The 24,290-nt window shown below is 69.6% G+C and carries 26 protein-coding genes and 1 pseudogene; 12 read left to right on the forward strand and 15 right to left on the reverse strand.

The window, feature by feature from the left end; genetic code table 11:
* The first annotated feature begins 149 nt into the window (after positions 1–149).
* On the forward strand, positions 150–578 hold the full coding sequence (locus tag AB0I98_RS09775; RefSeq protein WP_362937909.1) for a VOC family protein: 429 nt from the start codon (positions 150–152) through the stop codon (positions 576–578).
* Between the two features lie 553 nt (positions 579–1,131).
* Here AB0I98_RS09775 and AB0I98_RS09780 read toward each other — a convergent pair.
* Positions 1,132–1,947, reverse strand: a complete 816-nt coding sequence (locus AB0I98_RS09780; RefSeq protein WP_362937912.1) for an inositol monophosphatase — start codon at positions 1,945–1,947, stop codon at positions 1,132–1,134.
* 71 nt (positions 1,948–2,018) lie between these two features.
* On the opposite strand from AB0I98_RS09780, the gene AB0I98_RS09785 reads away from it, so the two are divergent.
* Positions 2,019–2,918, forward strand: coding sequence for a LysR family transcriptional regulator (locus AB0I98_RS09785; RefSeq protein ID WP_362937915.1), 900 nt, complete (start codon positions 2,019–2,021; stop codon positions 2,916–2,918).
* On the opposite strand, the gene AB0I98_RS09790 is transcribed toward AB0I98_RS09785, so the two are convergent.
* The 4 genes from AB0I98_RS09790 to AB0I98_RS09805 all read right to left on the reverse strand — a co-directional run bounded on the left by AB0I98_RS09790 (position 2,919) and on the right by AB0I98_RS09805 (position 5,941).
* The gene (locus AB0I98_RS09790) at positions 2,919–3,527 is read right to left on the reverse strand and encodes an NAD(P)-binding oxidoreductase (RefSeq protein WP_362937918.1); all 609 of its coding nucleotides are present in this window, start codon (positions 3,525–3,527) and stop codon (positions 2,919–2,921) included. It abuts the gene before it with no gap.
* Positions 3,528–3,622: 95 nt separating this feature from the next.
* The gene (locus AB0I98_RS09795; protein ID WP_362937921.1) at positions 3,623–4,246 is read right to left on the reverse strand and encodes a DedA family protein; all 624 of its coding nucleotides are present in this window, start codon (positions 4,244–4,246) and stop codon (positions 3,623–3,625) included.
* Positions 4,247–4,353: 107 nt separating this feature from the next.
* Entirely contained in the window at positions 4,354–5,262 is a 909-nt protein-coding gene (locus AB0I98_RS09800) for a PDR/VanB family oxidoreductase (protein ID WP_362937924.1), read from the reverse strand.
* 13 nt (positions 5,263–5,275) lie between these two features.
* Complete coding sequence (locus tag AB0I98_RS09805) at positions 5,276–5,941, reverse strand: MSMEG_1061 family FMN-dependent PPOX-type flavoprotein (protein WP_362937927.1); 666 nt, start codon at positions 5,939–5,941, stop codon at positions 5,276–5,278.
* Positions 5,942–6,161: 220 nt separating this feature from the next.
* On the opposite strand from AB0I98_RS09805, the gene AB0I98_RS09810 reads away from it, so the two are divergent.
* Complete coding sequence (locus AB0I98_RS09810) at positions 6,162–7,082, forward strand: LysR family transcriptional regulator (RefSeq protein ID WP_362937930.1); 921 nt, start codon at positions 6,162–6,164, stop codon at positions 7,080–7,082.
* A gap of 195 nt (positions 7,083–7,277) precedes the next feature.
* On the opposite strand, the gene AB0I98_RS09815 is transcribed toward AB0I98_RS09810, so the two are convergent.
* Entirely contained in the window at positions 7,278–8,693 is a 1,416-nt protein-coding gene (locus AB0I98_RS09815; protein WP_362937933.1) for a cellulose binding domain-containing protein, read from the reverse strand.
* Between the two features lie 57 nt (positions 8,694–8,750).
* Positions 8,751–10,265, reverse strand: a complete 1,515-nt coding sequence (locus AB0I98_RS09820) for a beta-N-acetylhexosaminidase (RefSeq protein WP_362937936.1) — start codon at positions 10,263–10,265, stop codon at positions 8,751–8,753.
* Between the two features lie 247 nt (positions 10,266–10,512).
* On the opposite strand from AB0I98_RS09820, the gene AB0I98_RS09825 reads away from it, so the two are divergent.
* From AB0I98_RS09825 to AB0I98_RS09840, 4 genes are all read left to right on the forward strand, one after another.
* Entirely contained in the window at positions 10,513–11,355 is an 843-nt protein-coding gene (locus tag AB0I98_RS09825; RefSeq protein WP_362937939.1) for a GntR family transcriptional regulator, read from the forward strand.
* Positions 11,356–11,483: 128 nt separating this feature from the next.
* Positions 11,484–12,374, forward strand: coding sequence for a CPBP family intramembrane glutamic endopeptidase (locus AB0I98_RS09830; RefSeq protein WP_362937942.1), 891 nt, complete (start codon positions 11,484–11,486; stop codon positions 12,372–12,374).
* Between the two features lie 28 nt (positions 12,375–12,402).
* A complete protein-coding gene (locus AB0I98_RS09835) occupies positions 12,403–13,620 on the forward strand; it encodes a histidine kinase (RefSeq protein WP_362937945.1) in 1,218 nt (405 codons plus the stop codon).
* Between the two features lie 4 nt (positions 13,621–13,624).
* Positions 13,625–14,323: a response regulator transcription factor gene (locus tag AB0I98_RS09840; protein WP_362937948.1), complete on the forward strand. Its 699-nt coding sequence runs from the start codon at positions 13,625–13,627 to the stop codon at positions 14,321–14,323.
* A 32-nt stretch (positions 14,324–14,355) separates the two neighbouring features.
* On the opposite strand, the pseudogene AB0I98_RS09845 reads toward AB0I98_RS09840, so the two are convergent.
* A pseudogene (locus AB0I98_RS09845) lies at positions 14,356–14,526 on the reverse strand (Hsp20 family protein); the annotation flags it as partial.
* A 12-nt stretch (positions 14,527–14,538) separates the two neighbouring features.
* On the opposite strand from AB0I98_RS09845, the gene grpE reads away from it, so the two are divergent.
* Positions 14,539–14,973 carry a nucleotide exchange factor GrpE gene (gene grpE / locus AB0I98_RS09850; RefSeq protein WP_362937951.1) on the forward strand — a complete coding sequence of 145 codons (435 nt, stop codon included), beginning with the start codon at positions 14,539–14,541 and terminating at the stop codon, positions 14,971–14,973.
* A gap of 17 nt (positions 14,974–14,990) precedes the next feature.
* On the opposite strand, the gene AB0I98_RS09855 is transcribed toward grpE, so the two are convergent.
* The 5 genes from AB0I98_RS09855 to AB0I98_RS09875 form a co-directional block, all read right to left on the reverse strand.
* Entirely contained in the window at positions 14,991–16,469 is a 1,479-nt protein-coding gene (locus AB0I98_RS09855; protein WP_362937954.1) for a SpoIIE family protein phosphatase, read from the reverse strand.
* Between the two features lie 158 nt (positions 16,470–16,627).
* Complete coding sequence (locus AB0I98_RS09860) at positions 16,628–17,047, reverse strand: CBS domain-containing protein (RefSeq protein WP_362937957.1); 420 nt, start codon at positions 17,045–17,047, stop codon at positions 16,628–16,630.
* Positions 17,048–17,179: 132 nt separating this feature from the next.
* Positions 17,180–17,611: a DUF2267 domain-containing protein gene (locus tag AB0I98_RS09865; RefSeq protein WP_362937960.1), complete on the reverse strand. Its 432-nt coding sequence runs from the start codon at positions 17,609–17,611 to the stop codon at positions 17,180–17,182.
* Positions 17,612–17,729: 118 nt separating this feature from the next.
* On the reverse strand, positions 17,730–19,487 hold the full coding sequence (gene polX, locus AB0I98_RS09870) for a DNA polymerase/3'-5' exonuclease PolX (protein ID WP_362937963.1): 1,758 nt from the start codon (positions 19,485–19,487) through the stop codon (positions 17,730–17,732).
* A 29-nt stretch (positions 19,488–19,516) separates the two neighbouring features.
* Positions 19,517–20,323, reverse strand: coding sequence for a VOC family protein (locus tag AB0I98_RS09875; RefSeq protein WP_362937966.1), 807 nt, complete (start codon positions 20,321–20,323; stop codon positions 19,517–19,519).
* A 157-nt stretch (positions 20,324–20,480) separates the two neighbouring features.
* Between AB0I98_RS09875 and AB0I98_RS09880 the strand changes: the two genes are divergently transcribed.
* From AB0I98_RS09880 to AB0I98_RS09890, 3 genes are all read left to right on the forward strand, one after another.
* Complete coding sequence (locus tag AB0I98_RS09880) at positions 20,481–20,957, forward strand: Hsp20/alpha crystallin family protein (protein WP_362937969.1); 477 nt, start codon at positions 20,481–20,483, stop codon at positions 20,955–20,957.
* A 107-nt stretch (positions 20,958–21,064) separates the two neighbouring features.
* Entirely contained in the window at positions 21,065–21,397 is a 333-nt protein-coding gene (locus tag AB0I98_RS09885; RefSeq protein WP_362937972.1) for a DUF5133 domain-containing protein, read from the forward strand.
* A gap of 51 nt (positions 21,398–21,448) precedes the next feature.
* Positions 21,449–21,661 (forward strand): hypothetical protein, encoded by a 213-nt coding sequence (locus AB0I98_RS09890; RefSeq protein ID WP_362937975.1) that lies wholly within the window; start codon positions 21,449–21,451, stop codon positions 21,659–21,661.
* Between the two features lie 12 nt (positions 21,662–21,673).
* On the opposite strand, the gene AB0I98_RS09895 is transcribed toward AB0I98_RS09890, so the two are convergent.
* Entirely contained in the window at positions 21,674–22,621 is a 948-nt protein-coding gene (locus AB0I98_RS09895) for an acyl-CoA dehydrogenase family protein (RefSeq protein WP_362937978.1), read from the reverse strand.
* Positions 22,622–22,688: 67 nt separating this feature from the next.
* On the opposite strand from AB0I98_RS09895, the gene AB0I98_RS09900 reads away from it, so the two are divergent.
* A complete protein-coding gene (locus tag AB0I98_RS09900; RefSeq protein ID WP_362937981.1) occupies positions 22,689–23,648 on the forward strand; it encodes a D-2-hydroxyacid dehydrogenase family protein in 960 nt (319 codons plus the stop codon).
* A gap of 27 nt (positions 23,649–23,675) precedes the next feature.
* Here AB0I98_RS09900 and AB0I98_RS09905 read toward each other — a convergent pair whose 3' ends face one another.
* Entirely contained in the window at positions 23,676–24,272 is a 597-nt protein-coding gene (locus AB0I98_RS09905; RefSeq protein ID WP_362937989.1) for a DUF2087 domain-containing protein, read from the reverse strand.
* Positions 24,273–24,290 lie beyond the last annotated feature (18 nt).

Genomic DNA, 24,290 nt, shown 5'->3' on the forward strand with positions numbered 1-24,290 from the left:
TCCGCCCCGCGCTGCGCGGAAGCCCAGGTGGTTCCACTCCCGGTCGCGGACACCACCGCCCGTCACCAACTCACGTCACGCCAGACCTCGATCTGCACGGAGATGGCGCTCGGAGCCTCGGTGCCGGCACGCGCCCATACAGTTACCCGATGACGCCGATCAAGAAGTTCCAAGTCACCTTCGACTGCGCAGAACCCGAGCGGCTCGCTCGTTTCTGGTGCGAGGTGCTGGGGTACGTCATACCGCCGCCACCGGCGGGGTTTGCCACTTGGGACGATTTCAGGCGCTCGCAGCCAACTGAGCAGCGGGATTCCTGGTTCGCCTGCGTCGATCCCTCAGGTGTGGGCCCGCGGCTGTACCTCCAGCGTGTCCCCGAGGGGAAGGCCGCCAAGAACCGGGTGCATCTTGATGTGCGGGTCGGCACCGGACTCGTAGGGGAAGAGCGCCTCGCCGCACTAGAGGCGGAATGCGCACGACTGGTCCCGCTCGGTGCGGTGCACGTGCGCACGCTGTACGACGGCAATGATTCATGCATCCCGATGCTGGACATCGAGGGCAACGAGTTCTGCATCGACTGAGAGGCCGCGAACGTGCCTTCGCCCTGTCCCCATGAGCCAGGGCGAAGGCACGAGGGGCGGTCATCAGCCGAAGGTCCCCCGGAAATGACAGCAAGCGCTTTGACAGTATGCGTTCGCGAGCGACCAGCGAAGACGCAGGTGAGCACATCGCTCAACCCGTGACACCTTCTAAGCGCTTGGCCGCAGGTTCGAGTCCTGCCGGGGGCGCCAACAGCATCCGTGCACGATGTTGATCGTCAGCATCGTCGGCCGCGTCCAGCTCCGCGAGAGTCGCGAGAACGGCCTCTCACTGTGACCCCAGCCAGTTGCAGTTCACGCGCAGCCCCTTCGTAAAGGGGTCGTCCGGCTCGCCACTCTCGGCCTGGCGCAACGGAGGCTGATCACGTGGAGTATCCCTTTGAGGTCGCACCGGCCGAAGCTGGCCCCCGACCCCGTGCTGGCGTCAGTTCTGGCAACCGCACCCTGATGCGGTCTTGGCCTCGGCCACGGTGATCGCGGGGGCGACTGAAGTCTCAGCCGGACGTACAGAAGGCGTCGACGCCGCAGCAGGCATCTAACGGTTGTTCGTCCGAGGCGGGTTCTGCTCGGGAAGGCCGGTGAGGATGTCCAGCGCGGCGGCGTGTACGCCGGGCGCGGCGGCGAGGTAGCTCTTGGTGGCCGACTGCCATGGTTTGCCGTCGATGTCGGTCACGAGACCACCGGCCTCCTGGACCAGGAGCACGCCTGCCGCGTGGGAGCGGACGTTGTCGAGCTGCCAGTGCAGGTCCATCCGGCCGGCGGCGACCTGGGCGAGCTGGCCGGTGACCGGTACGGAGACCTGCACGCACAGAGCGGAGTTCAGCATCGCGGTGACGGCGGCGCCCATCCGCTTGGCGAGGTCGGGGTCGTGGCCCGGCTTGGCCTGGCCGGTCCCGGCCAGTGCGCCGTCCAGCGACGTCTTGGCCGAAACCTGAAGCCGTACACCGTTGAGGAACGCCCCGCCGCCCTCGGTCGCGGTGAACATCTCGTCGAGGACCGGAGAGTAGACCACGGCCAGGACCGGGCGGCCGTCACGGACGAGGCTCACGCCGATGTTCCAGTCGGGCATGCCGTGCACGGCGTTGACGTTGCCGCCGACCGGGTCGATGAGCCACCACTCGCCCGCGGCCATCGGTCCCGATCCGCGTTCGTCATTCAGCCAGCCCGCGCTCGGCAGCACCTCGGTCAAGGCGGGACGCAACGTGTCGACGACGGCCGCGTCATTGGCCTGGAGGTTCGCGAGCAGTTCGGGGAGGCCGGACTGACGGGACTCGGTGGAATAGCGCGTCATCATCCGGGCGCCGGCGTGGCGGACGGCGCGGACGGTCGCGGCAAGCAGGTTCTGGTTCATGGGGACACCCCTGGAGTTGATTGAAGTGGAGTTGATTGAAGTGGATCCGTATCTGGCTAGGATTTACTTCTATGCAATTGGACTTGAATCTGCTGACCGTGCTGGACGCCCTGCTCGAAGAGGGCAGCGTGATGGGCGCGGCCCGGCGGCTGCACCTGTCCTCGCCCGCGGTCAGCCGCACCCTCGGCCGGCTGCGCGCCGTCACCGGGGACGACATCCTGGTGCGCACCGGCCACTCCATGGCGCCCACCCCGTACGCGCTGTCGGTGCGAGAGGACGTGCACCGGCTGGTCCGGCAGGCGCACGAAGTGCTCTCGCCGATCCGTGAGCTGAACCTGGACGAACTGGAGCGCACCTTCACGATCCAGTGCCACGACGCGGTGGCCGCGTCACTGGTACCGGTACTGGTCGGCAGGATCCAACAGCAGGCTTCCGGGGTGCAGTTGCGGGTGCTGGCGGAGAACCGCGTCGACACCGACGACCTGCGACACGGCCGCGTCGACCTGGAACTCGGTGGCGACAGGCCCACTCAGCCCGAGTTCCGGTCCGAGCCGCTCGGCGACGACCGGCTCGTCGTGGCGATGCGCGCCGACCACCCTTGCGCCGCCGCACTGGACCTGGCCTCCTATGCGGCGCAGCCGCACGTGGTGATCTCCCGGCGTGGCCGCCTGACCGCCCCGATCGACGACGCGCTGGCCGCCGACGGCTTGCGGCGCCGGGTGATCGCGGCGGTGGCCACGGTGTCCACCGCCCTGCAGATCGCCGCCCGCAGTGACGCGCTGGTCACCTGCACGGCGATCCTCGGCCGCCCGCTCATCGAGGCGTTCGGCCTGGTCGCCCGGCCGCTGCCGATCGAATCCCCGGCGGCGACGATCAACTGCAACTGGCACCAGCGCTACGACTCCGACCCCGCCCACGCCTGGCTCCGCGAGCAGGTCCGGGCATCGATCGAGGAGATCACCGCCTGCTGACTACTCCGCCAACGGCAGGGCCACGACACCGGGAAAACCAGGCGTCTCGGCTTCGTCGAGCATCGCCGCAGCGACGGTTTCCCGGCTGACCCGCGCACCGAGGTCGAAGGGAGGCGCGGCCTCCAGGCCGACCGTGCGCCGACGAGGGCTTTCCGGCCCGTCAGCCAGCATCCCGGCATGGAAGACGGTGCCCCCGGCCGCGAGAACGGTGTTGTCGGCTTCGACCTTGTCCGCCAGCCGGTCACCCAGCACCCTCGCGAGCACACCCGCGCCCTCCCCCGCCACTTCGGCCGACTTGCCCGTGCCGTAGGCACCGAGCCAGATGACACGCCGTGGGCCGGCGGCGACCACGGCCCGGGCGCCTGTCAGGAGAACCCCGGCCCGGTCCGTGCCGAGCGCGGAAAGGACCACGGAATCCCCGTCCACGACGCCGGCGATACTGGCCGCGTCGTTCACGTCACCCGCCACTTTGCCCAGGTTCGGGGAGTCGGGCAGAGCGATCCGCTGGGGATCACGCGCGATGGCGGTCACGGTGTGACCACGGCGCAGCGCCTGTCGTGTGAGGGCGATTCCGGTCCGGCCGGAGGCCGCGAGGACGGTGAGGTTCATGCCGAGAACGCTAGAGACCCCGTAACTTAACATCAAGTGCAAGTATCTGACTTGATAAGTTACCCAGACGCAATCAATACCAGCGGGCGGAAGAGTCAGTCGATGGCTGTGTCCGCTGCGACGGCAGTCCTGCGGCGGCGGAGGTAACGTATGCCTTCGATGACACCGGTCACCACGAACGCCAGCCCCACACCGACGGCGATGGCCAGGAGCGTGTTCTCCTGGAACACGACGCCGCCGAAGTAGCCGGTGAGTGCGGTGTAGGCGCTCCACGTGGCGGTGGCGAACGCGACGAAGAGTAGGTATTTGCCCAACGGGTAGCCGACGAGCCCCGTGGACAAGGTGGCCAGGTAGCGCCCCACCGGGATGAACCGTGTGGTCACCAGGATGAAGCCGCCGCGAGCGTCGAGTTCGCGGGCGAACCAGTCGTGTGCCGTCCGGCGTTTGGAGCCGGGTGGCAGGCGCTTGAGTATGCGTTCACCCAACAGCCGTCCGACCGTGTAGGGAACGAGATCGCCGAGAAGGGCGCCGAGCGTCGTGGCGGCGATGACGAGCACGATGTCGGTCTGCCCGGTGGCGGCGTAGACGCCTGCGACGATCACGACGGGTTCGCTCGGGATCAGCGGGAGGAAGGAGTCGAGGAAGGACACCGCGATGAGTACCGCGTACAACCACGGTGAGGCGATGACTGATTCGGCCAGCTCGAGCCAGTCGATCATAAGCGCCAGACCTTCGTCGTCAGGTGCGGATGGATGGTCACGGGGCATCTCTCCCGGGGTGGTCGGCGATCACGGCGTTCGGCATGTGAGGGGTGGTACGGATCGGGTCAGAGGTCGACGGTGAGGTCGGACGAGAGGGCCCGTGAGACGCAGCAGTACATGTGACCGGGCGGGGCGCCGATGTCGTCGCGGTGCTCCGGTTCTCCGTCCACGAGGGCGATCTCGCAACTGCCGCAGACGCCTTCACGGCATCCGGACGGTATGCGGAATCCCGCGTGGTTCAACGCGTCCAACATGGAGTCCTCCGCACTGACCCGGACAGTCCGTCCCGACCGGGCGCAGCGCACATCGAAGGGCTTGTTGGGCGCGAACTCCTTGGCCACCGGCCGGAAATGCTCGATGTGCAGCTGCTGTGGGGGGAACGCCGCCTCGGCCGCGTCGAGCATCGACATGGGGCCGCAGCAGTACACCAGCGCCCGAGGGTCCAGCGCTGCCGCCTCCGCGGCGAAGTCGGGCCTGCCGTGCTGCTCGGTGGCGTGGATGCGCACCCGGCTGCCGTGCGCAGCGCGCAGTTCGTCGGCGAACGGCATGGTGGCCAGGGACCTGCCCACGTACACCAACGTCGCCGAAGCGCCCGCTTCGACCGCCGCCGTCAGCATCGGCACGATGGGGGTGATGCCGATCCCGCCGGCGAGGAACAGGTACGCCTGTGCGGGCAGCAGGGGAAAGTTGTTGCGTGGCACCGAGACGTCGAGTGTGCGGCCCTCATTGAGGAACAGGTGGATGTACTCCGAGCCGCCCCGGCTGAGCCGGTCGTGACGGACGGCGACACGGTACGTGTCGCGGTCGGTCGGGTTTCCGCACAGCGAGTACTGCCGGGTCAGCCAGTTGGGCAGTGCCAGATCGATGTGCGCGCCCGGTTCCCAGGGGGCCAGCGGGCCGTCGGCGCCGCGCAGGAGGAGCGAGACCGCGCCTTCGGCGACCGGCTCCACCTTCTCAAGGATGGTTCGTTGCATGGCCGTACCGCCTTCAGTACAGGTGCCGGTAGTCGTCTTCGAGCATCTCTTCCAGCGCCGTCGGATCTGCGTCGTCGAGCCCCATCTGGTCGACGGCGATCTCACCCATCGGCGGCAGTTCCTCGGCCAGGGCCTGGCTCGCCGGATCCCACAGCCGGGAGCGGATCAGCGCGCGGCCGCAGTGGAAGAAGACCTCCGCCACTTCCACGACGATCGCCAGCTGGGCCGCCTTTCCCTCGGTGCGCATCCGGGCGAGCACGTCCGGTTCGTCGGTGGGATAGGCACGACCGTTGACACGCAGCACTTCCCGCACTCCGGGAATGACGAACATCAGCCCGATCCCGTCGTTCTCGGCGAGATTACGAAAAGAGTCGGCGAGGTTGTTGCCTGGCCGGTCGGGAATGGCGAGCGTGCGCTCATCGAGTACTTTGACGAATCCCGGATAATCACCGCGCGGTGAACTGTCGGGGAGTCCTGTCGCGTCCGACGTGGCCATCGCCAGGAAAGGGGAATGGGCGATGAAACGGCGGCAGTGCCCGTCGAGGCGGTCGTGAATTTTGCCCTTGATCAGGTCCTCGGGCTCGCCGATCCGGGCACGTACCTCCGCGAAGGGAATCCGGCGCGGACGGGCCTCGGAGATTGCGTCACCGCTGGTCGCATGATGGTCATGAGTGATCATTCAGGTTGCTTTCCGTGGTGTCCAGATCGAACAGCGGCAGTCGATGTTTCCCCCAACGCGCGCTCACAGCGTCATGGGGCCTGCTGTCGCGAGGTGGGCAGATGCGGATGTCCACCGCGACCTCCTTCATGTCGTCGAGTGAGTTCGACGTTAGGAAACGCAGCCGATTCACACCAGTGCAACCTTGGTAAGCAGTTCTTTCGCCAGTGATAATCCGGGGATGGACTACGTTGATCTGAACCTCATCGAGGCGTTGGACGCGCTGCTCGCCGAGAACAGCGTGACGAAGGCCGCGGAACGCCTGCACACCTCGCCACCGGCGATGAGCCGCGCACTGGCCCGACTGCGCCGCGCCTTCGACGATCCGCTCCTCGTGCGTGCCGGACGCGACCTCGTGCCCACACCCCGGGCCCTGGAGCTGCGTGGTGAGGTGCACGCGGTCGCCACCCGGGCGCGAGCGCTGTTCGCGCCGTCGAACACCGCCGATCCCCGAACCGCTGTGCGCACGTTCGACCTGCAGGTCAACGACATGCTGTCCACGACCTTCATCCCGTCCCTCCTCGACGATCTACGGGTCCAGGCGCCCGGTATCTCACTGCGGTTGCGGCCGGAGAGCCTCGAGGACACCCCGGCCCTGCGCGAAGGACTGGTGGATCTGGAGATCGGGATCGTGCGTCCCGGTGATCCGGAGATCCACTCGGAAACACTTCTCACGGAGACACTGATCGGCGTCGTACGGCCGGACCATCCACTCACGAGGACGAAAACCGTCACACCGCGGCGGCTCGCCGACACCGACCACGTCGTCGTGTCGCGACGCGGCCGAGCTCACGGCCCGATCGACGAGCAGCTCGCCGAACTGGGCCTGAGCCGGCGCGTGGTGGCCGTGGTCCCCAGCGTCGCGACCGCGCTGTTCCTGGCCCGCGAAACGGACGTCGTCAGCGTTGCCCCGGCCGGACTCGGACGGCCGATGCTGAACACACTCGGGCTGCGCACGTTCCCGATCCCCCTGGCGCTGCCGTCCCTGACGATCGGCATGGCGTGGCACCCACGTAACCACCACGACCGCACGCATCAATTGCTACGCGAACGTATCCGTCACATCATGACCACCGCTGTCGACGGAGCCGCGCAGACGTGACCCGCGCTGCCACAAAGTTGTTGAACAAGCCGTAGTCGCTGCGCCCAGAAGCCACGTCGTGCTTGCAAGGCGCCTCTTCAACAGGGAGTAGCCGTCGCATCCGCTACTGCCTGTGCATGCGGAGGCTGATCGGCGGGGCCGGTGTCCGGCGCCGTGGCCCGTTGATCGACAGGACCCCGGCGCCGGGTACGGAGATCAGCTGCTGGGAACCGTGTCCTGGAACGTGGTGCCCGCGCTGCGGTAGCCCGTCACCTTGGCGGCGACCTGGGCCGGCGTAAGGACCTGGTCCTTGACGTGGAGGACGTAGTCGACCTGCTGGTCGTACGCCCGCCCCGTGGTGCTGGTCTGGCCCGCGAGGTCGATCAGCCACTGGTTGAAGTTGATCGACATCGGCCGCTCCGGCAGGTACGCGGCGTCATGGGTGCCGAAGAGCCGTCCGTCGACGTAGTACTTGATGCTGCTGTTGTCGATGGTCAGCACCAGGTCGTGCCAGCCGGCGTAGCTCTGGCGGCTCTCGCTGTGCTGGTTGACCGCAATCCACGGGTCGGCCTGGTAGGTCTCCCAGGACGTCGTGTAGAGGATGTTCGACGGCTCGCCCCAGCCGCCGTTGGGCAGGTACTCGAAGTCGTACTCGGCGTAGTCGTCCGCCAGCGGTGCCTTGAGGTCGTTGATGGTGAAGAACGTCTGGACGAGATGGTCGCCGTCGGGGCCGTACTTGGGCGCGTCGCTGAACTTGACCCGGGCCGCGTAGGTGCCGTTCTTGAACTTCATCGCCCGGGTGAGGATCTCGGTGTGTTCGGTGCTCGCCGCGGTGCCGGCGGTGGAGGTCTCCAGGTTCATGATGGAGTTCCCGCCCGCGCTGGCGAAGGTGACGTTCTCGGGTGCCCAGGTGGCGCCGGGCACGCCGGGGCCGCCGGAGTTGGCGCGCACGCTCCAGCCGTGAGCCGAGATGTTCGGGTCGTTGTGGCTGCTGTAGTTGAAGTCGTCGAACAGCGCGGCACCGTCGGCCGGAGGATCGGTGGGCGGGTCCGTCGGCTCGTTGCCCGCGGGGGCCGTGCCCCACAGGGTGGTGCCGGACAGCTGCGCCGTGACTTTGGACCAGTCGCCGTACGACGTCCGGGAGGCGCCGAACGAGTAGTCGTCGCTCTGGTTCAGCGGCGCCCACGTCGACTGGTAGAAGCGCAGCTGCATGTCGCCGGTGTCGGCACCCGGGGCGAGCGAACCGGCACCGGAGGTGAAGCCGATCTCCAGGTAACGGTCGGCGGTGGCGGTCGGGTTGGCGAGCGTGCCGAAGGTGCCCGTGACGTTGGCGCAGCCCTTGACGGCCCAGGAACAGGCGAAGCGGTAACTCGCGCTCGCCGAGTCGGCCTTGAAGTAGTAGCGGATCTTGACTCCGCTCAACTGCACGCTCGCGGTGCCGGTGTTCGTCACCTTGAACCAGGGTTCGGCCTGGTCGGCACTGGCCCCGGTGGCGCTCGTACGGTACTGGACACTCAGCCCGTCGGCCGCCGCGCTCGCGGTGGTGGGGAGTGCGGTGAGCGCGGCGGCGCCCATGGCCGCCGCTACGGCGGTGACTGCGGTGGTGCGCAGCCGGTTCTTCGCGAATCTCATCCTTGTTCCTCTCCAGAACGGTGGGGGCTTCCCGGAATTCCCGGAACGGGACGGGGGTCAGGGGTGGTACTGGACGCCGAGCGCATCGAGCCGGGCCGTGTGCGCGCCAAGCCGGAACCGGAAGTCGGCCCAGTCGCTCGCGCCACTCCAGCCGCGGTCGGCGAGGGCGCACAGGCGTGGGTAGGTGAGGTATTCGATGTGGGCGGGCGTCGCGACGAACTCGGTCCACAACTGGGCCTGGGTGCCGAGCACCCGCCCGGCCGCGTCGACGTCCGCGTGTTCGGGCACGGCGTCGTGGGCGTGAACGGCGCGCAGATCTACGACGGTTCCAGGCTGGGCGGGTGGCTCGTGCGGATCGGTGGACTGGGCGTAGTCGAGGTAAGTGGCCCGGTGATACGCGCTGACGACGGGGTGGCCGCGACGAGCCGCCGCCAAGGCGTGGGACGAGTCGCGCCACGTCATCACCGTGAAGTCCAGAGGCAGTTCGGCCCCGGTCTCGGCCCAGCCGACCGGTCGGCGCCCACGCCGGACCAGATGGTCGCCGATCCGCCCGAGGAACCAGCCGCGCAGGGCCTCGGGATTGGGCAGCCCCTCCGCCGCCGCTCGTTCGCGGGCGACGGCACTGCGCGTCCACTCGGTGGTGGGGCACTCCTCGCCGCCGACGTGGATGTACGGCGAGGGGAAGACATCCATCACCTCGTCGAGGACGGTACGGCAGAAGTCGAGGACCTCGTCGTGGACGCCGAGCACGGTGTCGCACACACCCCAGCGCGTCCAGACGTCGAGGGTGCGCTCGGGGTGGTTGCCCAGGTGGGGGTAGGCGGCGAGGGCGGCCCGTACATGTCCGGGCATCTCTATCTCGGGCATGACGGTGACGCCGCGAGCGGCCGCATACCGGACCAGGTCGGCGAGTTCGGCCCGCGTGTACGCCCCGCTGTGCGGGACGCCGTCGTACGTGCCGCTGCCGGCCGGGCCCTGCTGGGACTCGGCACGGTGGCCGCCGATCTCGGTGAGCTTGGGATAGGCGGCGACCGGCATCCGCCAGCCCTGGTCGTCGGTGAGATGCAGATGGAACACGCTGATCTTGTGCAGGGCCAGGACATCGACGTACCGGCGCAGATAGGAGACGGGCTGGAAGTGGCGTGCCACGTCCAGCATCGCGCCGCGCCAGGGGTGCCGCGGGACATCGGTGATGTCGACGCACGGCAACAGCCATGGCGTGCCGCGCTGCGGGTTCGCCGACAGGGCCTGCGGGGGCAGGAGTTGACGGATCGTCTGGATACCGCGCAGCAGGCCGGTGGGGTGCGCGGCACGCAGTAACAGGGCGTGCGGGTCGATGGTGAGGACGTACCCCTCGTCGCCCAGGTCGCCGAGGCCGGAGTCGAGCGTCAGCGTGAACTGGCCGCCCGGGGACGGTCGTAGAGCCAGTCCGGTGGCGGGGGCGAGCAAGGTGCGCAGCAGGTCTACGGCCGGTTCGGCGCCGGGGCCGATGTGCAGCGCGGTGCTGTCGTCGAGGGCGAAGTGACCGGGCCGGAACGCGGCTTGGGTGGGGTGAGGCACGAGTGCGGGCATGGCTCGCCTCCGGAACGGGTCGTGTGGGGTTCACCCCTGGAGGGCCTGACCACTTGACCAGTGAGGCCACTGGACAGCTCATCTGTCGATGTGTGGATGAAGGTGGCATAGACCAATCGCGGCGTCAACCCCCTGCGTCCGTAAGGGATTTGGTCGGCGGCAGTTACACTTTCCCGACCAAGGGACCGGCCACGGGCACCGACTGGTCAACTGGTCAACCGGGGATCCGCGCATCAGGGAGGGCAACATGAAGGCCGACGAACCAGGCGCAGTTCTCAAACGGGAGCGAGTGCGCGACTTCATCCTCGACCTCGTCGAGTCGCACCGCCCGGGCGACGCGATCCCCTCCGAGCGCTCCCTGTGCGCCCAGCTGGGCGTGTCCCGCCCGACCCTGCGCGCGGCGGTCGACGAGCTCGTCGCCGCGGGTCTTCTCGTACGGGAACACGGCCGCGGCATGTTCGTGGCACCCGAGAAGATCACCCAGGAACTCGTCTCCGCCCAGCAGGCCATGACGGTGCCTCAGGCCTCCGGTACCTGGTCGAGCCGTCTGCTGGAGTTCACCACCATCCCGGCAGGCGCGCGCGTGGGCCGCAAGCTGCGCCTTTCACCCGCCGCCGAGATCGTGTACGTGGCACGGCTGCGCCTGGTCGACGGCGCCCCGATGGCCATCGAGCACCTGCACATCAGGGCCGACCTGGTCCCCACCCTGTCCGCCCAGGAACTGGAAGCCGGCGACCTGTACGAGCACCTGCGCGAACAGCACGGCGTGCACGTCCAGGAGGCCGTGCAGGCGATCGAGCCGACCGTCGTCACCCGGGCCGAGGCCGAACTGCTCGACGTGCCCGAGCTGTCCCCCGCGCTGCTCTTCGAGCGGCTCACTTCGGACACCACGGGTCAGGCCGTCGAATACGTCCACTCGGTCTACCGCGGCGACCGCTACCGCATCGTCTCCCGCCTCACCCTCGGCCCCTCGGCCGCGGCGGCGCCCCCGGTCGGCCTCGGACACCACCCCGGCATCCCCCCGGGCGACTTCGCCCACAGCGACACCATCGCGTCCTCCACACGCGGGGACATCCAGTCGGCACCGTGACCCGCGTTCGGCGCATCCCCCGTGAGAGCTACAGGAGTTGTCCATGCGCGGGTGACTCGCCGACGTCGGCAAATTCCTAGCGTGGTCATCAAGTCGCCGCAGGTGCGACCACTACCGGGGAGGCCACCATGGGCACGACGTCCGTCACGCAGCACGACACAGGCTCCGGCCCGAATACCGGCCCGAATACCGGCCCGGACGGCCGCGGTGGGCGTTTCCGCCGTATCGTGCGCTCTCCGCTCGGCTGGATGGCGGCGGGCATCGTCGGCGTCGGCCTGGTCTCGGGCCTGACGGCGACCGGCCCCGGCCCGGTGCCGGTGCTGGGCGCGGCCGCCGCGGTGGCCGTGTACTGGTGGGTCATGCGCCGTGTCGCACGGCGCTCCACGCCGGAGATCGCCCGGCGCGGGGCCGGCCGGGAGGCGCTGCTCGGCGGCGGGATCGGCGTGGGCTTCATCCTCGTATCGGCCCTCCTGATCACGGCGTTCGGGGGCTACTCGTTCTCCTGGGCGGGCAACGGCTTCATGTCGGTCGTGTGGACCACGGTCGCGGTGCAGATCGGCGCCGCGGTCACCGAGGAGTTGCTGTTCCGCGGTCTTGCCCTGCAGGCCCTGGAGCAGCTGTGGGGCAGCCGGGCCGCCATCGTGATCACCTCGCTGTTCTTCGGTGTCGCCCACCTGGGCGCCCCGGGAGCGAGCGCGTGGAGCGGACTGGCGATCGCTCTGGAGGCGGGCGTCCTGCTCGGTGCCGCGTTCCTGTGGCGGCGTAGCATCTGGTTCGTCGTGGGTCTGCACTTCGCCTGGAACACCACGGAGGAGCTGCTCGGTATCCCGGTCTCCGGACACGCCCCCGAGGGTCTGTTCACCGTCGACGTCCACGGCTCCGCCCTGCTGACCGGCGGCAGTTTCGGCCTGGAGACGTCGATCGTGCCCGTCCTCATCGGCGTGGCTCTCGCCGTGCCCATGTTCGCTCTCGCCCGCCGGAGCGGCGCTCTACGGCCCGGGCGGCGCAGCAAGGGCTGAGACCGGACGACTGGAGGAAACGGAAGTGATGTCCCGTCAGGCGCCCTGGAGTGCCCCGCTGTTCCGGGCGCCGCTCGCCTGGTGGCAGGAGCGGGATGCCTTCCTCAAGGACGGCGTCCTCGCGCTGGTGCTCACCGCGCTGGCCTTCGTACCGACCCTGTCCAACCTCGGTGGGCAGATCGGCGATCTGAACGAGCGGCCGGCGAACGCGCTGAGCGTCGGGCTGGTCCTGGCCCAGACCCTGCCGCTGGCGGTCCGCCGCCGGTGGCCCGCGGCCTGTCTGGCCGTCGTCGCGGGAGCGTTCGCCGTGCACCAGGCGCTGGGCTTCGCGACGACGTTCGCGAGTGTGGGGCTGTATCTGGCCCTGTACTCCGCCGGGGCCCATCAGGTCCGATTCCGCCACGGCCTGACCGCCGTGGCGAGTGCGGGCTACGCCGTGCTGGCCGTCGTACTGGACCGCCTCGGCTCACCGCAGTCGATCCCGGACTATCTCGCGTACTACCTCGCTCTGGCCGCGATCTGGCTGGTGGGGAGCACGGTGCGCACAAGGCGGACGGAAGAGGCGGAGCGGCGGCGGCTGGCCGCCGAGGTGGCCACGGCCGCCGAGCGGGCGCGGATCGCGCGCGAGCTGCACGACGTGGTCACCCACCATGTGACGGCCATGGTGGTCCAGGCCGACGCGGCGCAGTTCCTGCTCACGTCCGCGCCGGACCGCGCCGGCGAGGGACTGTCGGCCGTCAGCGACACCGGCCGTCGGGCGCTGACGGAGCTGCGGTACCTGCTCGGCGTGCTGGAGGCGACCGGCGAGTCGGCGCCCGCGGACCCGGCGCGTGCGGGCCGGGCACCCACCCTGGGGCGGGTGGCGGACCTGGTCGAGCAGGCCCGCAGGTCGGGACAGCCGGTCGAGTTCAGCGAGCGGGGCGAGCGGCGGCCGCAGCTCGTGGACGTGGAGCTGGCCGCGTACCGGGTGGTGCAGGAGGCGCTCACCAACGCGATGAAGTACGCGGCCGGGATGCCGACCCGGGTCCTGCTCCGGCACGGCGAGGAGCACATCGAGATCGCGGTGACCACCGAAGGACCCGTGGTCGCGCCGGTCACGCGGAAGCCGGACCCCGCGGGCGGACGAGGGCTGAGCGGGCTGCGTGCACGGGTGCGGATGCTCGATGGTGAACTGGAGGCCGGTCCCCGGCGCGAAGGCGGCTTCGAGGTCTGTGCCACGATTCCGTCCAAGCCCCTTCAGGAGTGACCCCGTGAGCGATGCGCCGCCACCGATCCGCGTGCTCGTCTGCGACGACCAGGCACTCGTACGGACCGGCTACGTCACCATCTTCTCCGCGCAGCCCGACATGGAGGTCGTCGGGGAGGCCGAGAACGGCCACGAGGCGGTCCAGGCCGCGCGGCGGCTGCGCCCCGACGTGGTCGTCATGGACATCCGGATGCCCCTGCTCGACGGCATCGAGGCGACCCGGCAACTGGCCGGCCCCGGCACCGACGCCGAGGCCGCGCCGAAGGTGCTGGTCGTCACCACGTTCAACGTCGACGCCTACGTCTACGACGCGTTGCGCGCCGGAGCCAGCGGCTTCCTGCTCAAGGACGCGCCCCCGGCGGAGCTGGTGAACGGCATCCGGACCGTCGCCCGGGGCGAGGCCCTGCTGGCACCCACCGTCACCCGCCACCTCATCGGCCACTTCGCCGAACACCTGCGGCCGGCCGACACCGCCCGGCCGGCCAGACAGGACGTCGTACGCGCGCTGACCCCGCGCGAGCTGGAAGTGCTCCAGCTGATCGCCGAAGGCCTGTCGAACGCGGAGATCGCCGCGGCGATGTTCATCACGCCCGAGACCGTCAAGACGTACGTGTCGCGCATCCTGGCGAAACTCGCCCTGCGCGACCGCGTCCAGGCCGTCGTCCTCGCCTACCGGACCGGACTGGTGCCGGGCACACCGTGAACGGGCACGGTCGCGCAGTCGTTCCTGTCCGGTCAGCCGGTGATCTGCTTCGCGTCCCCTTCTCCTCGGCTGATCTCGATGCGGCGGGGCTTGGCCTGCTCCATCACCGGGATGCGCAGGGTGAGTACGCCCGCGTCGTAGTGGGCGGTGATCTTCTCCAGGTCGAGCGTCTCGCCCAGAAAGAGCTGACGGCTGAAGACGCCGGGCAGGTCGAAGTGGACAGAGACTTGACAAGAGGGAGCTCAAGTTTTATCGACAACTACCGCAAGCGGGTACGCCGGGACCGTATGGCCGTACGCGAGATCGCCGTGGCCAACGTCCTGCGCTCCCTCTTGCCCGTCCTGGACGCCGTCGACCGCACCTGCGCCCACGAGCCCATGACCCCGGGTCTGAAGGACATCACCGACACCCTCCGGACCCAGCTGGGGGCGCTGGGTCTGGAGGCGTTCGGCCAGGAGGGAGACTCTTTCGACCCCACCTGCCACGAGGCAGTGGCCCATCACGTGTCCCCGGACTCCGACCACCTGATCTGCACGGAGATCCTGCGATCCGGCTACCGGCTCGGCGACCAACTGCTGCGCCCTGCCCACGTGGAGGTCACCGGGCCGGCCCCGCCCGCTCCCGCCCGCGTGAGGGAATGCCGATCGTGAGGGAGTGTCGATCAGGCTCAGGCAGCGACGGGCGGGTCACTGACGGGGACGGTCACGTGCAGGGGGCGGGGCTGCTCGGCCCAGATGGTCTTTCCCGCTCCGGTGTGCCGGGTGCCCCACCGCTCACACAGCAGCGCGACCAGGAGCAGTCCGCGCCCGCCCTCGTCCAGGACGCGGGCGCGGCGCGGATGCGGAGAGGTGCTGCTGCCGTCGGAGACCTCGCAGATCAGCATGCCGTTGTGGATCAGCCGCAGCATGATCGGGGCGTGGGCGTGCCGGATGGCGTTGGTGACCAGCTCGCTGACGATCAGCTCGGTGGTGGGTACGGCCTCGGCCAGACCCCACGCCTCCAGCCGCGCTACGGTCCACCGGCGGGCGTCCGCGACCGCCGCCGGGTCGGGGGCGACCCTCCACGTGGCGACGTAGTCGGTGTCGAGGGGGTGGGTCCGGGCGACGAGCAGGGCCACATCGTCGTCCGGCTCACGGTGCAGCAGAGTGTCGAGGACCGCGTCGCACACGTCGTCTAGTGAGGAGGCGGTACGGGTCAGGGCGCGGCGCAGGGCGTTCATCCCGGTGTTGATGTCGCGCCCGCGGGACTCGATCAGCCCGTCGGTGTACAGCACCAGGAGACTGCCCTCGGGCAGCGCGAAGTCGACGGCCTCGAAGGGCACACCTCCCACGCCCAGGGGCGGACCCGGCTCCACCTCCAGGAAGTCGACGGTGCCGTCCGGGGTGACCACGGCGGGCGCCGGGTGGCCCGCGCTGGCCACGGTGCAGTGGCGGGACGTGGGGTCGTAGACCACGTACAGGCAGGTCGCGCCGACCTCCCCGTCGGAGGTGGACCTCTCCCGCGCCTCTTCGATGATCAGGTCGTCGAGGTCCGTCAGCAGCTCGTCGGCGGGCAGGTCGATGTCGGCCAGGGTGCGCACCGCCGTCCGCAGCCGGCCCATCGCGGCGGAGGCATGGATCCCGTGGCCGACGACATCGCCGACGACGAGGGCGACCCGGGCCCCGGACAGGGGGATGACGTCGAACCAGTCGCCGCCGACGCCCGCGTGCGGTTCGGCGGGAAGATAGCGGGTCACGATCTCCACCGCCTGCAGCGTGGGCAGCCGCTGCTGCAGCAGACTCCGCTGCAGCGCCAGCGCCGCTCCGTCGCTGTCCTGCGGAACGGTCGCGTGCACCGACCACCACGGCAGGTCTCCATTGGCGCCGACCAGCGGACACGCCTGCAGATCGGCCTCGACCGTACGTCCTGCCCGGTCCCGCAGGACGAGCCTGCCCATCCACGCTCTGCGTTCGGCCAGGTGCCGCCGGGCTTGGTCGGGCAGTCGGCCGCCGGTCAGCAGCTTGGACGCCGCACGTCCGACGATCTCGTCCGGTGCGTAGCCCAGCAGCATCTGGGCGCCAGGGCTCCACGCGATGACCGTCCCCGCGGCATCGACGGCCGCCACCGCCAGCTCGGTCGCCGGAAGGAACGCACGGTACGTGTTCATCGTGCTCACCCCAGGCGCCGTGTCCCCATCGACACTAAAAGCACATTTCCCTCTCTATTGTGCATACTCGGCACGACCCGGCGCAGGGTGCTGTGCGGGTTGGGTGGCACCTGGCGACGGATGCTGCCGTCGCCAGGCAACCACGCGGCCGAAGGAGCTCAGGCGGTGGCGTACACCCGCTCGGCGAACTCGGCGATCTGGTGCTCGCTGAGGTGCCGGGCGATGTCCCGCTCGCTGATCATGCCGACCAGCGTCTTGTTCTCGATCACCGGCAGGCGCTTGATCTGGTGCCGCTCCATCGTGGCGAGCACCTCGCTGACGTCGGCGTTGACGTCGATCCACTGCGGGGTGCCCTGGCACAGCTCCGAGCACTCGGTCTCGCCAGGGTCACGTCCCTCGGCGACGCACTTCACCACGATGTCGCGGTCGGTGATGATGCCGCACATCCTGCCGTCGTCCTCACAGACCGGCAGTGCGCCGACCTCCAGTCGTTTCATCAACTCGGCGGCGTGGGTGAGGTTTTCCGTCTTGTTGATGCACTCTGCGCCTCGGTGCATGATCTGCCCGGCAACCGGCATGGAGTCCTCCTGTGTGGAAGCGTCTGACTCCCCCTCGTCCTGCTACGGCGCTTCCACGCTATGCGCGAGCACTCCACGACCCCGTGCCGTAGTACGCCACTCGGGTGACGGGCCTTGTTGAACGATGTTCGGTCAGGCAGCCGGCTGAAGGAGGAGTTCGCGGATGTCGTGCGGGAGTTGGTCCACTGCCGCCTCCAGTTGCCCGGGCGAGACGTGGTCGCGTACGACGGCGGTGACGGCCGAAGCGATCCGGGGCACGTCGTCGGCAGTGACCTTCGCTTCCTGGACGAAGCGGTCCACATACCCTTCGCGGCCGTACTTGACCGGTACGGCGCTGGGGTCCCAGCCGTCGTAATAGGCGCCCCGCAGCAGGTCAGGGAGTTGCGCGGCGAAGTGGGCGGCCACGTCGACGGTGACCCGGTCGCGCAGCGTGTGCAGCCAGGTGCGCAGCACCCGGTGGGCGAAATGGCGGTCCTCAGTGCCCAGGGCTTCGGACACCGCCTTCAGCCAGATGTTGGCGGTGTGGATGGCGTGCTCGAAGTCGGGTGGATGCGTGGGAGGCATCGGTCTTGCCCTCCGGTCTTCTGGATCTTCTGGGTGGCGTGCCGTATGCGAGTTTCCAGGCCAGGGTGGGACGAAACTGGCCGGCAGCCGCGGCGGCGCACCGCCGGATCCGCTCCGGTCAGCCACGGGATCTGCGACCGGTCCTGCCCTTGCGCAGGAAGCGCCGCAGGCGGGTCTGTGGCCAGGTGTTGATCACGTCGTCCTTGGTGAGCCAGCCGCGCTGTGCCGTGCCCACGCCGTAGCGCATGTTGGCCAGGTGGAGGGTGGCGTGGGCGTCGCTGTCGACGGCGAACTTCACGCCGTGCCGCCTGGCCCGCAGGATGTCCTCGTCGCGCAGATCCAACCGGTCGGGGTGCGCGTTGATCTCCAGGGCCGTGCCGGTGCGCGCGCACGCGGCGAAGACCGCGTCGAGGTCGGCGTCGATGGGCGGCCGCTTGCCGATGATCCGGGTGGTGGGGTGGCCGATGATGTTGACGTACGGGTGCTCGCAGGCCCTGACCAGCCGCCGGGTCAGCGCGTCGCGGCTCTGGTTGAAGTGCGAGTGCACGGAGGCCACGCACAGATCGAAGCCGGCCAGGAACTCCTCCGGCCAGTCGACGTCCCCGTCCGGGTCGATGTTCAGCTCCACGCCGTGCAGCAGCCGCATGCCTCTGCCGCCCTTGCCGCCATGGGCGCCGTCGAGCTCCCGTACGCGCTCGCGCTGGGCCAGGATCCGCTCGTCGGTCATGCGCTGCATGTAGAGGTTGGGCCCGTGGTCGGTGATGGCGTAGTAGGCGTAGCCGCGCTCGGCGGCCGCGGTGACCATCTCCTCCAGCGGGGCGAGACCGTCGGTGAGGTCGGTGTGGGTGTGCAGGTCGCCCCGGATGTCCTTCTCCTGGATCAGGTCGGGCAGTTCGTCGTGCAGCCCGGCCTCGATCTCGCCGCGGTCCTCGCGCAGGGTGGGCGGGATCCAGGGCAGGCCGAGGCGGGCGTACACGTCCTCCTCGGTCTCGGAGACGATCTTCTTGCCGCTCTCGGCGTCGAAGAGCCCGTACTCGGAGAGCTTGAGCTTCTGGTGGACGGCGATCTCCCGGGTGCGGATGTTGTGCGCCTTGGAGCCGGTGAAGTACTGCAGCGCCGCTCCCCAGGAGTCCGGCGGGACGACACGCAGGTCGACGGCCAGGCCCTTGGTGGTGCGGATGGACGTCTTCTTCTCGCCGTGCGCGATGACCTCCAAGACGTACGGCAGCTCGGTGAACGCCCGCATGAGCGGCTCCGCCTTCTTCGCCGCGACGAGGATGTCGATGTCGCCGATGGTCTCGCGGACGCGGCGCAGTGAGCCGGCGTAGGTGCACCGCTTGCAGCCGGTCAGCTGCGACAGCTCGGTGACGATGTCGTCGGCGAGGTCCATGGCGACGTCGAGCAGGACCCGCTCTCCGGAGGACTGCAGGAGTTCGATGCCGTGGAGGATGTTCTCCTCCGTCTTCGGCCCGAAGCCCTTCAGGTCGCGCAGCCGTTCCTCGTGGATGGCGTCGGCCAGTTCCTCGACGGAGGCGATGCCCAGCTCCTCGTACAGGACACAGGCCTTCTTCGGGCCGAGCGTGGGGATGGCGGTCAGCCGCCGGACCCCGGCGGGGATCTTCGCCCGCAGCTCCTCGACGGCGGACACGCTGCCGCTGCGGAAGTACTCGAGGATCTTCTCGGCGATGGACTTGCCGACGTTGGGGATCTCCTGGAGGCCCTTGATGTCGAGGGTGGAGACGTCGGCGTGGTAGCCGCCGATCGAGCGCGCGGCCTTCTCGTAGGTGCGCGTCCTGTACGCGTCTCCTCCGGTGATCGAGATCAGGTCCGCGTATTCGTAGAACAGCGCGGCCACCTCGTCGTTGGACCGAGCCATGACCTCCGAGTAGGCAGACAACGCCCGTTTCATGCGTGCCGGCCACGTCCTGTGACCGTGAACTGGGCGCCGTCGGGGTCACGCAGCACGGCCTCCTGCTCGCCCTCCTCCAGGATGCTGCCGCCGTGCTTCTCCGCGGCCCGGGCACACGCGCCCGCATCGTCCACGGTGAAGTGCACCTGCCAGTACGCCCGGACGGAAGGGTCGGGCGGCGCCTCCACCGAGCCCGACTCGATACGGGCCACGATCTCGCCCCGGCTGCGCAGCAACACCTTGTCGCCCGCGTACTCGACCTCGCAGCAACCGGGCAGGTCCGAGGCCCAGTCGAGGATCTCCCCGTAGAAGATGGCCGCGTCGAAGGCGTCCCGGGAGTGCAGGACGATGAACGTGGACGCCGCCTGCCGCCACGCTTCCCATTCGGTGACGAGTTTCCCCTGCCATATCCCGAAGGCGGCCCCGTCACGGTCGGCGACCAGCGCCGCTCGCCCGGGAGGAAAGGAGAGCGGCCCTACGGCCACGGTCCCGCCGCGCTCCCGCACGCGGGCCACGGTCTCGTTCGCGTCCGCCACGGCGAAGTACGGCGTCCAGGCCGAGCCGGTCTGCCACACGCCGGCCACCCCCGCGATCCCCGCGACGGGCACCCCGTCCGCCAGCGCGGTCCGGAACCGGTCGCCCAGCCTCGCGTCGCGCCACCGCCAGCCCAGTACGGCCCCGTAGAAGGCCTGCGTTGCCTCGAGGTCGCGGCTGGTCAGACTCACCCAGCACGGAGCGCCGAACACGGAACGCGTGAAGACGACGTCCGCAGCGTCGGCGGAGTGTGCCCTGCCGTGATTCATGGCCATCGCGCCCTGGTCTCGTACGCCCGCAACCACTGCTCTCTATTCAGTGTCCAACCCACGTCCCGGTCCCGCACACGGCCCGGTCGCCCGGCGCGGCGGAAACGCGCACCATGGAGGTGCCCCTTATGGCCCACTCTCGCGGAGGTGAACCGCGATGACGCTGCCTGTACGACACCGGCCCGGCAGCCCGCTGGAGCGGCAGTTCCCCGGCTTCGGATGGGGTGAACCCATCGCCGCCGAGTTCGACGAACTGTTCGAGCGCATGAACCGGCTGCTGCAAGGCGCCACGGCACCTCCCACCGCACTGGCCTGGTCTCCCGCGGCCGACATGCGAGAGACCGACGACGCCTACGTCATCGAGGCGGAACTGCCGGGGATCAAGGGCGACGACATCGACATCGAGATGAGCGAGCGCGAGCTGCACATCACCGGGGAGTACAAGGAGCGCGAGCGTGCGGGCGTCCTGCGCCGCGGCACCCGCCGCACCGGCCGGTTCGAGTACCAGGCCCTCCTGCCCGCCGACGTCAAGTCGGACGAGGTCAGCGCTACCCTGCACGACGGGGTACTGACCGTCACCGTGCCCAAGGCGCAGGCCACCAAGCCGCGGCACATCGAGATCACCGAGTCCTGACCCCGACCCGGTGCGTGCCGCGACGTCGTCGCACGGCAGGCCCGTTCTGGGCGCGGCCTGGCCGTGCGACGAGCCGTCTGCCGGCACCGCGAGGTGTGGAGACGAAGATGCTGATACCCCACGTCAGGACCGTCGCCGCAGCACTTCACGCCTACCGGTCCGCATGGGCCGGTCTGCTGCGCGACCCGGCGAGCCCACACAGCTACCGCCGGCTCGACGACGCCGCCTACACACTCTGCGTCCTCATGGGACAACGCAACGCGGCCGACGCCGCGGCAAAGGCAGAGCGGCTTCTCGCCCGGGCCTCGGCGGAGAGGAGGGCAGGGGCCGGGCTCGGCAGGCACGGACCGTCTTCCCCCGAGGGCGAGGTCGATGCCGAGCCCGCGGCCGACGGCTCGGTTCCCGCGACGCCGCCGTCGCAGACTGAGGTCTCCGCGTGAGGCGGTGGCTTTATGGTGGTCATGAGTGACCCTGTGAGGGCGGTGAGCGCCATGCGAGTCGAACTGATCCAACGGGCTGCCGGCGTGCTCTTCGACGTGCCGGACGAGACGCACGAGGAGATCATCACGCTCATCGACGCGATCACCCAGGCCACGGAGATCCAGGACGCGGACCTGGCGGCAGCGTTCGGCGAGTGGTGCTGGCTCGTCTACACGGTCCACGGCGACGTGATCGAAGTGCTGGACGTCGGCTGCGCACGGTGATGCACACTCGGTTCACCCATCGAGCCCGCCCCGCTTGACCAGCTGGCTCGCGATGACGTTGCGCTGGATCTCGTTCGTGCCCTCGCCGACGATCATCAGCGGGGCGTCGCGGAAGTAGCGCTCCACGTCGAACTCGGTCGAGTAGCCGTAACCGCCATGGATGCGGACGGCGTTGAGGGCGATCTGCATGGCGGTCTCGGAGGCGAACAGTTTCGCCATGCCCGCTTCCATGTCCACACGGCGCCCGGCATCCGCCTTCCGGGCCGCGTACAGGGTCAGTTGCCGGGCGGCCGTCAGCGAAGTCGCCATGTCCGCCAGGTAGTTGCCGATCGACTGATGCCGCCAGATCGGCTTGCCGAACGACTCCCGCTGCTGTGCGTAGGCGAGCGCGTCCTCGAATGCCGCCCGGCCGACACCGAGGGCACGGGCGGCGACCTGCAGCCGCCCGGTCTCCAGGCCCTTCATCATCTGCGCGAAACCCCGGCCCGCCACGCCGCCCAGTACGGCGTCGCCCGGAGCCCGGTAGTCCTCGAAGGACAGCTCGCAGCTCTCCACGCCCTTGTAACCGAGCTTGGGCAGGTCGCGGGAGACGGTCAGGCCGGGACCGTGCTCGACGAGCAGGATCGAGATGCCCTGGTACGCGGGGCTCGCCTCCGGGTCGGTCTTGCACAGCAGCGCGATCAGCTGCGAGCGGCGGGAGTTGCTGATCCAGGTCCTGGCCCCGTTGATCACATATCCACCGGCGTCCTCGCGGGCCAGGCTCATCCAGCCGCGGGCCAGCGGCTCGTCCTCGGACAGGATGTCGAGGTTCGGTGCGCCCTCGGCATCGAACAGGCGGCGGGCATCCAGCCGCCCGTCGATGGCGTCACCACCGCCGTACGGGATCCCGGCGCACTGATGCGCGAACGCGCGCCACGCCTCCTCGCCCGCACGGCAGAACCCCGCACCACGCCCTGACACCGCCTCGGCCAGGTCACGTAGGTAGGGTGCGTCAGATGCTGGGCCCCGGCCACGGAAAGGAGCCGCCGTGCGGCTGCGCTGTGCTGTGCTCGACGACTTTCAGCGGGTGGCGACGGAGGCCGCCGACTGGTCGCCGCTCGCGGACGACGTGGAGGTCGTCGCCTTCTCCACCCACTTCCCCGACGAGGACGCCCTCGCCGAAGCTCTCGCCGGGTTCGACATCGTGGTCACGCTCCGGGAACGCGTCCCCTTCCCCGCCTCCCTGTTCGCCCGGCTCCCCCGGCTGAGGCTGCTGATCGCCTCCGGCATGCGCAACACGGTCATCGACTACGCCGCCGCCGAAGCACACGGCGTCACCGTCTGCGGCACCGGCAGCTCCTCCACCCCGCCCGTCGAACTGACCTGGGCCCTGCTGCTGGGCCTCGCCCGCGGCATCGTGGAGGAGGCCAACTCCCTGTGTTCGGGCGGCCCGTGGCAGTCCACCGTCGGTGCCGATCTGCACGGCCGCCGCCTCGGGCTGCTCGGCCTCGGGAAGATCGGCAGCCGCGTGGCGCAGGTCGCACTCGCCTTCGGCATGCGGGTCGGCGCCTGGAGCCAGAACCTCACCAAGGAACGCGCCGACGAGTGCGGCGTACAACTGGCCGCCTCCAAAGAGGAGTTGCTCGCCGAGAGCGACTTCGTCTCGATCCACCTCGCTTTGAGCGACCGCACCCGCGGCCTCCTCGGCCCCGCCGAACTCGCCCTGCTCAAGCCGACGGCCTACCTGATCAACACCTCGCGCGCGGCGATCGTCGACCAGGATGCCCTGCTCACCGCCCTGCACGAGGGACGGATCGCCGGCGCCGGCATCGACGTCTTCGACATCGAGCCCCTCCCCGCCGACCACCCCATGCGCACCGCCCCACGCCTCCTCGCCACACCCCACCTGGGCTATGTCTCGCAGGCGAACTACGCGACGTACTACGGCCAGGCGGTGGAGGACATCCAGGCCTTCCTGGCGGGTTCTCCGGTACGACAACTGCCCTGAAGTCAGCGGTCGAGCGATGCCGGCGTGTCAGGCGATGTCGGCGGCCTCGTCCTGCTCGGTGTCGACCGGCCGCCGGTAGATGCCCTCGCTCCGGCGCAGATGGTGCAGGTCCACCAGATGGCGCCGGAGCGTCACATGGTCAATGTCGTCGCTGTCCTGGCACCAGGCGCGCAGCTTGTCGTTGACGGCCCGCTCCGGATACTCGACGCCCGGCTCGAAGGTCTGCTCGGCGATGTGCCGCAGCACCAGCTTCTTGCGGGTCCACTGCGCGGGAAGCCGGACCAGCCGCCCGTCCCGGACGAAGGTCCGCAGGACGAGGTCGGCCCGATCTCCGCCGGGGGCGGAACGCTCGGCGGCCTCGGAGTCCTTCGCCCGCTGCGCCGCCGCTCGCGCGTACTCCTTGAACAGGCCGTACACAACGCCCAGTTCACCGTCGTCCCCCGCCGTCACGACCCCCTGCTCCCGCAGCCGCCGCAACGCCACGGCCGTCTCCTTCGGGGACAGACCCGCCGCCCGGGCGACCTGCTCGGCGCTCCCGGCGCCCAGCGCCACGGCGGCGAAGGCGCGCACCCGGCTCTCCTCGGCGAACAATCGGACCAGTTGCTCCGTCGCATCGGTTGCCATGCGCGGAGGCTAGTGGAC

This window comes from Streptomyces sp. NPDC050211 (assembly GCF_040656035.1).
GTDB lineage: Bacteria > Actinomycetota > Actinomycetes > Streptomycetales > Streptomycetaceae > Streptomyces.

Bases quoted from the DNA above. Each gene is read 5' to 3' on its own strand.
- AB0I98_RS09775 (WP_362937909.1), top strand. From the start codon at position 150: ATGACGCCGATCAAGAAGTTCCAAGTCACCTTCGACTGCGCAGAACCC.
- AB0I98_RS09780 (WP_362937912.1), bottom strand. From the start codon at position 1,947: ATGAACCAGAACCTGCTTGCCGCGACCGTCCGCGCCGTCCGCCACGCC.
- AB0I98_RS09785 (WP_362937915.1), top strand. From the start codon at position 2,019: ATGCAATTGGACTTGAATCTGCTGACCGTGCTGGACGCCCTGCTCGAA.
- AB0I98_RS09790 (WP_362937918.1), bottom strand. From the start codon at position 3,527: ATGAACCTCACCGTCCTCGCGGCCTCCGGCCGGACCGGAATCGCCCTC.
- AB0I98_RS09795 (WP_362937921.1), bottom strand. From the start codon at position 4,246: ATGATCGACTGGCTCGAGCTGGCCGAATCAGTCATCGCCTCACCGTGG.
- AB0I98_RS09800 (WP_362937924.1), bottom strand. From the start codon at position 5,262: ATGCAACGAACCATCCTTGAGAAGGTGGAGCCGGTCGCCGAAGGCGCG.
- AB0I98_RS09805 (WP_362937927.1), bottom strand. From the start codon at position 5,941: ATGATCACTCATGACCATCATGCGACCAGCGGTGACGCAATCTCCGAG.
- AB0I98_RS09810 (WP_362937930.1), top strand. From the start codon at position 6,162: ATGGACTACGTTGATCTGAACCTCATCGAGGCGTTGGACGCGCTGCTC.
- AB0I98_RS09815 (WP_362937933.1), bottom strand. From the start codon at position 8,693: ATGAGATTCGCGAAGAACCGGCTGCGCACCACCGCAGTCACCGCCGTA.
- AB0I98_RS09820 (WP_362937936.1), bottom strand. From the start codon at position 10,265: ATGCCCGCACTCGTGCCTCACCCCACCCAAGCCGCGTTCCGGCCCGGT.
- AB0I98_RS09825 (WP_362937939.1), top strand. From the start codon at position 10,513: ATGAAGGCCGACGAACCAGGCGCAGTTCTCAAACGGGAGCGAGTGCGC.
- AB0I98_RS09830 (WP_362937942.1), top strand. From the start codon at position 11,484: ATGGGCACGACGTCCGTCACGCAGCACGACACAGGCTCCGGCCCGAAT.
- AB0I98_RS09835 (WP_362937945.1), top strand. From the start codon at position 12,403: ATGTCCCGTCAGGCGCCCTGGAGTGCCCCGCTGTTCCGGGCGCCGCTC.
- AB0I98_RS09855 (WP_362937954.1), bottom strand. From the start codon at position 16,469: ATGAACACGTACCGTGCGTTCCTTCCGGCGACCGAGCTGGCGGTGGCG.
- AB0I98_RS09860 (WP_362937957.1), bottom strand. From the start codon at position 17,047: ATGCCGGTTGCCGGGCAGATCATGCACCGAGGCGCAGAGTGCATCAAC.
- AB0I98_RS09865 (WP_362937960.1), bottom strand. From the start codon at position 17,611: ATGCCTCCCACGCATCCACCCGACTTCGAGCACGCCATCCACACCGCC.
- polX (WP_362937963.1), bottom strand. From the start codon at position 19,487: ATGGCTCGGTCCAACGACGAGGTGGCCGCGCTGTTCTACGAATACGCG.
- AB0I98_RS09875 (WP_362937966.1), bottom strand. From the start codon at position 20,323: ATGAATCACGGCAGGGCACACTCCGCCGACGCTGCGGACGTCGTCTTC.
- AB0I98_RS09880 (WP_362937969.1), top strand. From the start codon at position 20,481: ATGACGCTGCCTGTACGACACCGGCCCGGCAGCCCGCTGGAGCGGCAG.
- AB0I98_RS09885 (WP_362937972.1), top strand. From the start codon at position 21,065: ATGCTGATACCCCACGTCAGGACCGTCGCCGCAGCACTTCACGCCTAC.
- AB0I98_RS09890 (WP_362937975.1), top strand. From the start codon at position 21,449: ATGCGAGTCGAACTGATCCAACGGGCTGCCGGCGTGCTCTTCGACGTG.
- AB0I98_RS09905 (WP_362937989.1), bottom strand. From the start codon at position 24,272: ATGGCAACCGATGCGACGGAGCAACTGGTCCGATTGTTCGCCGAGGAG.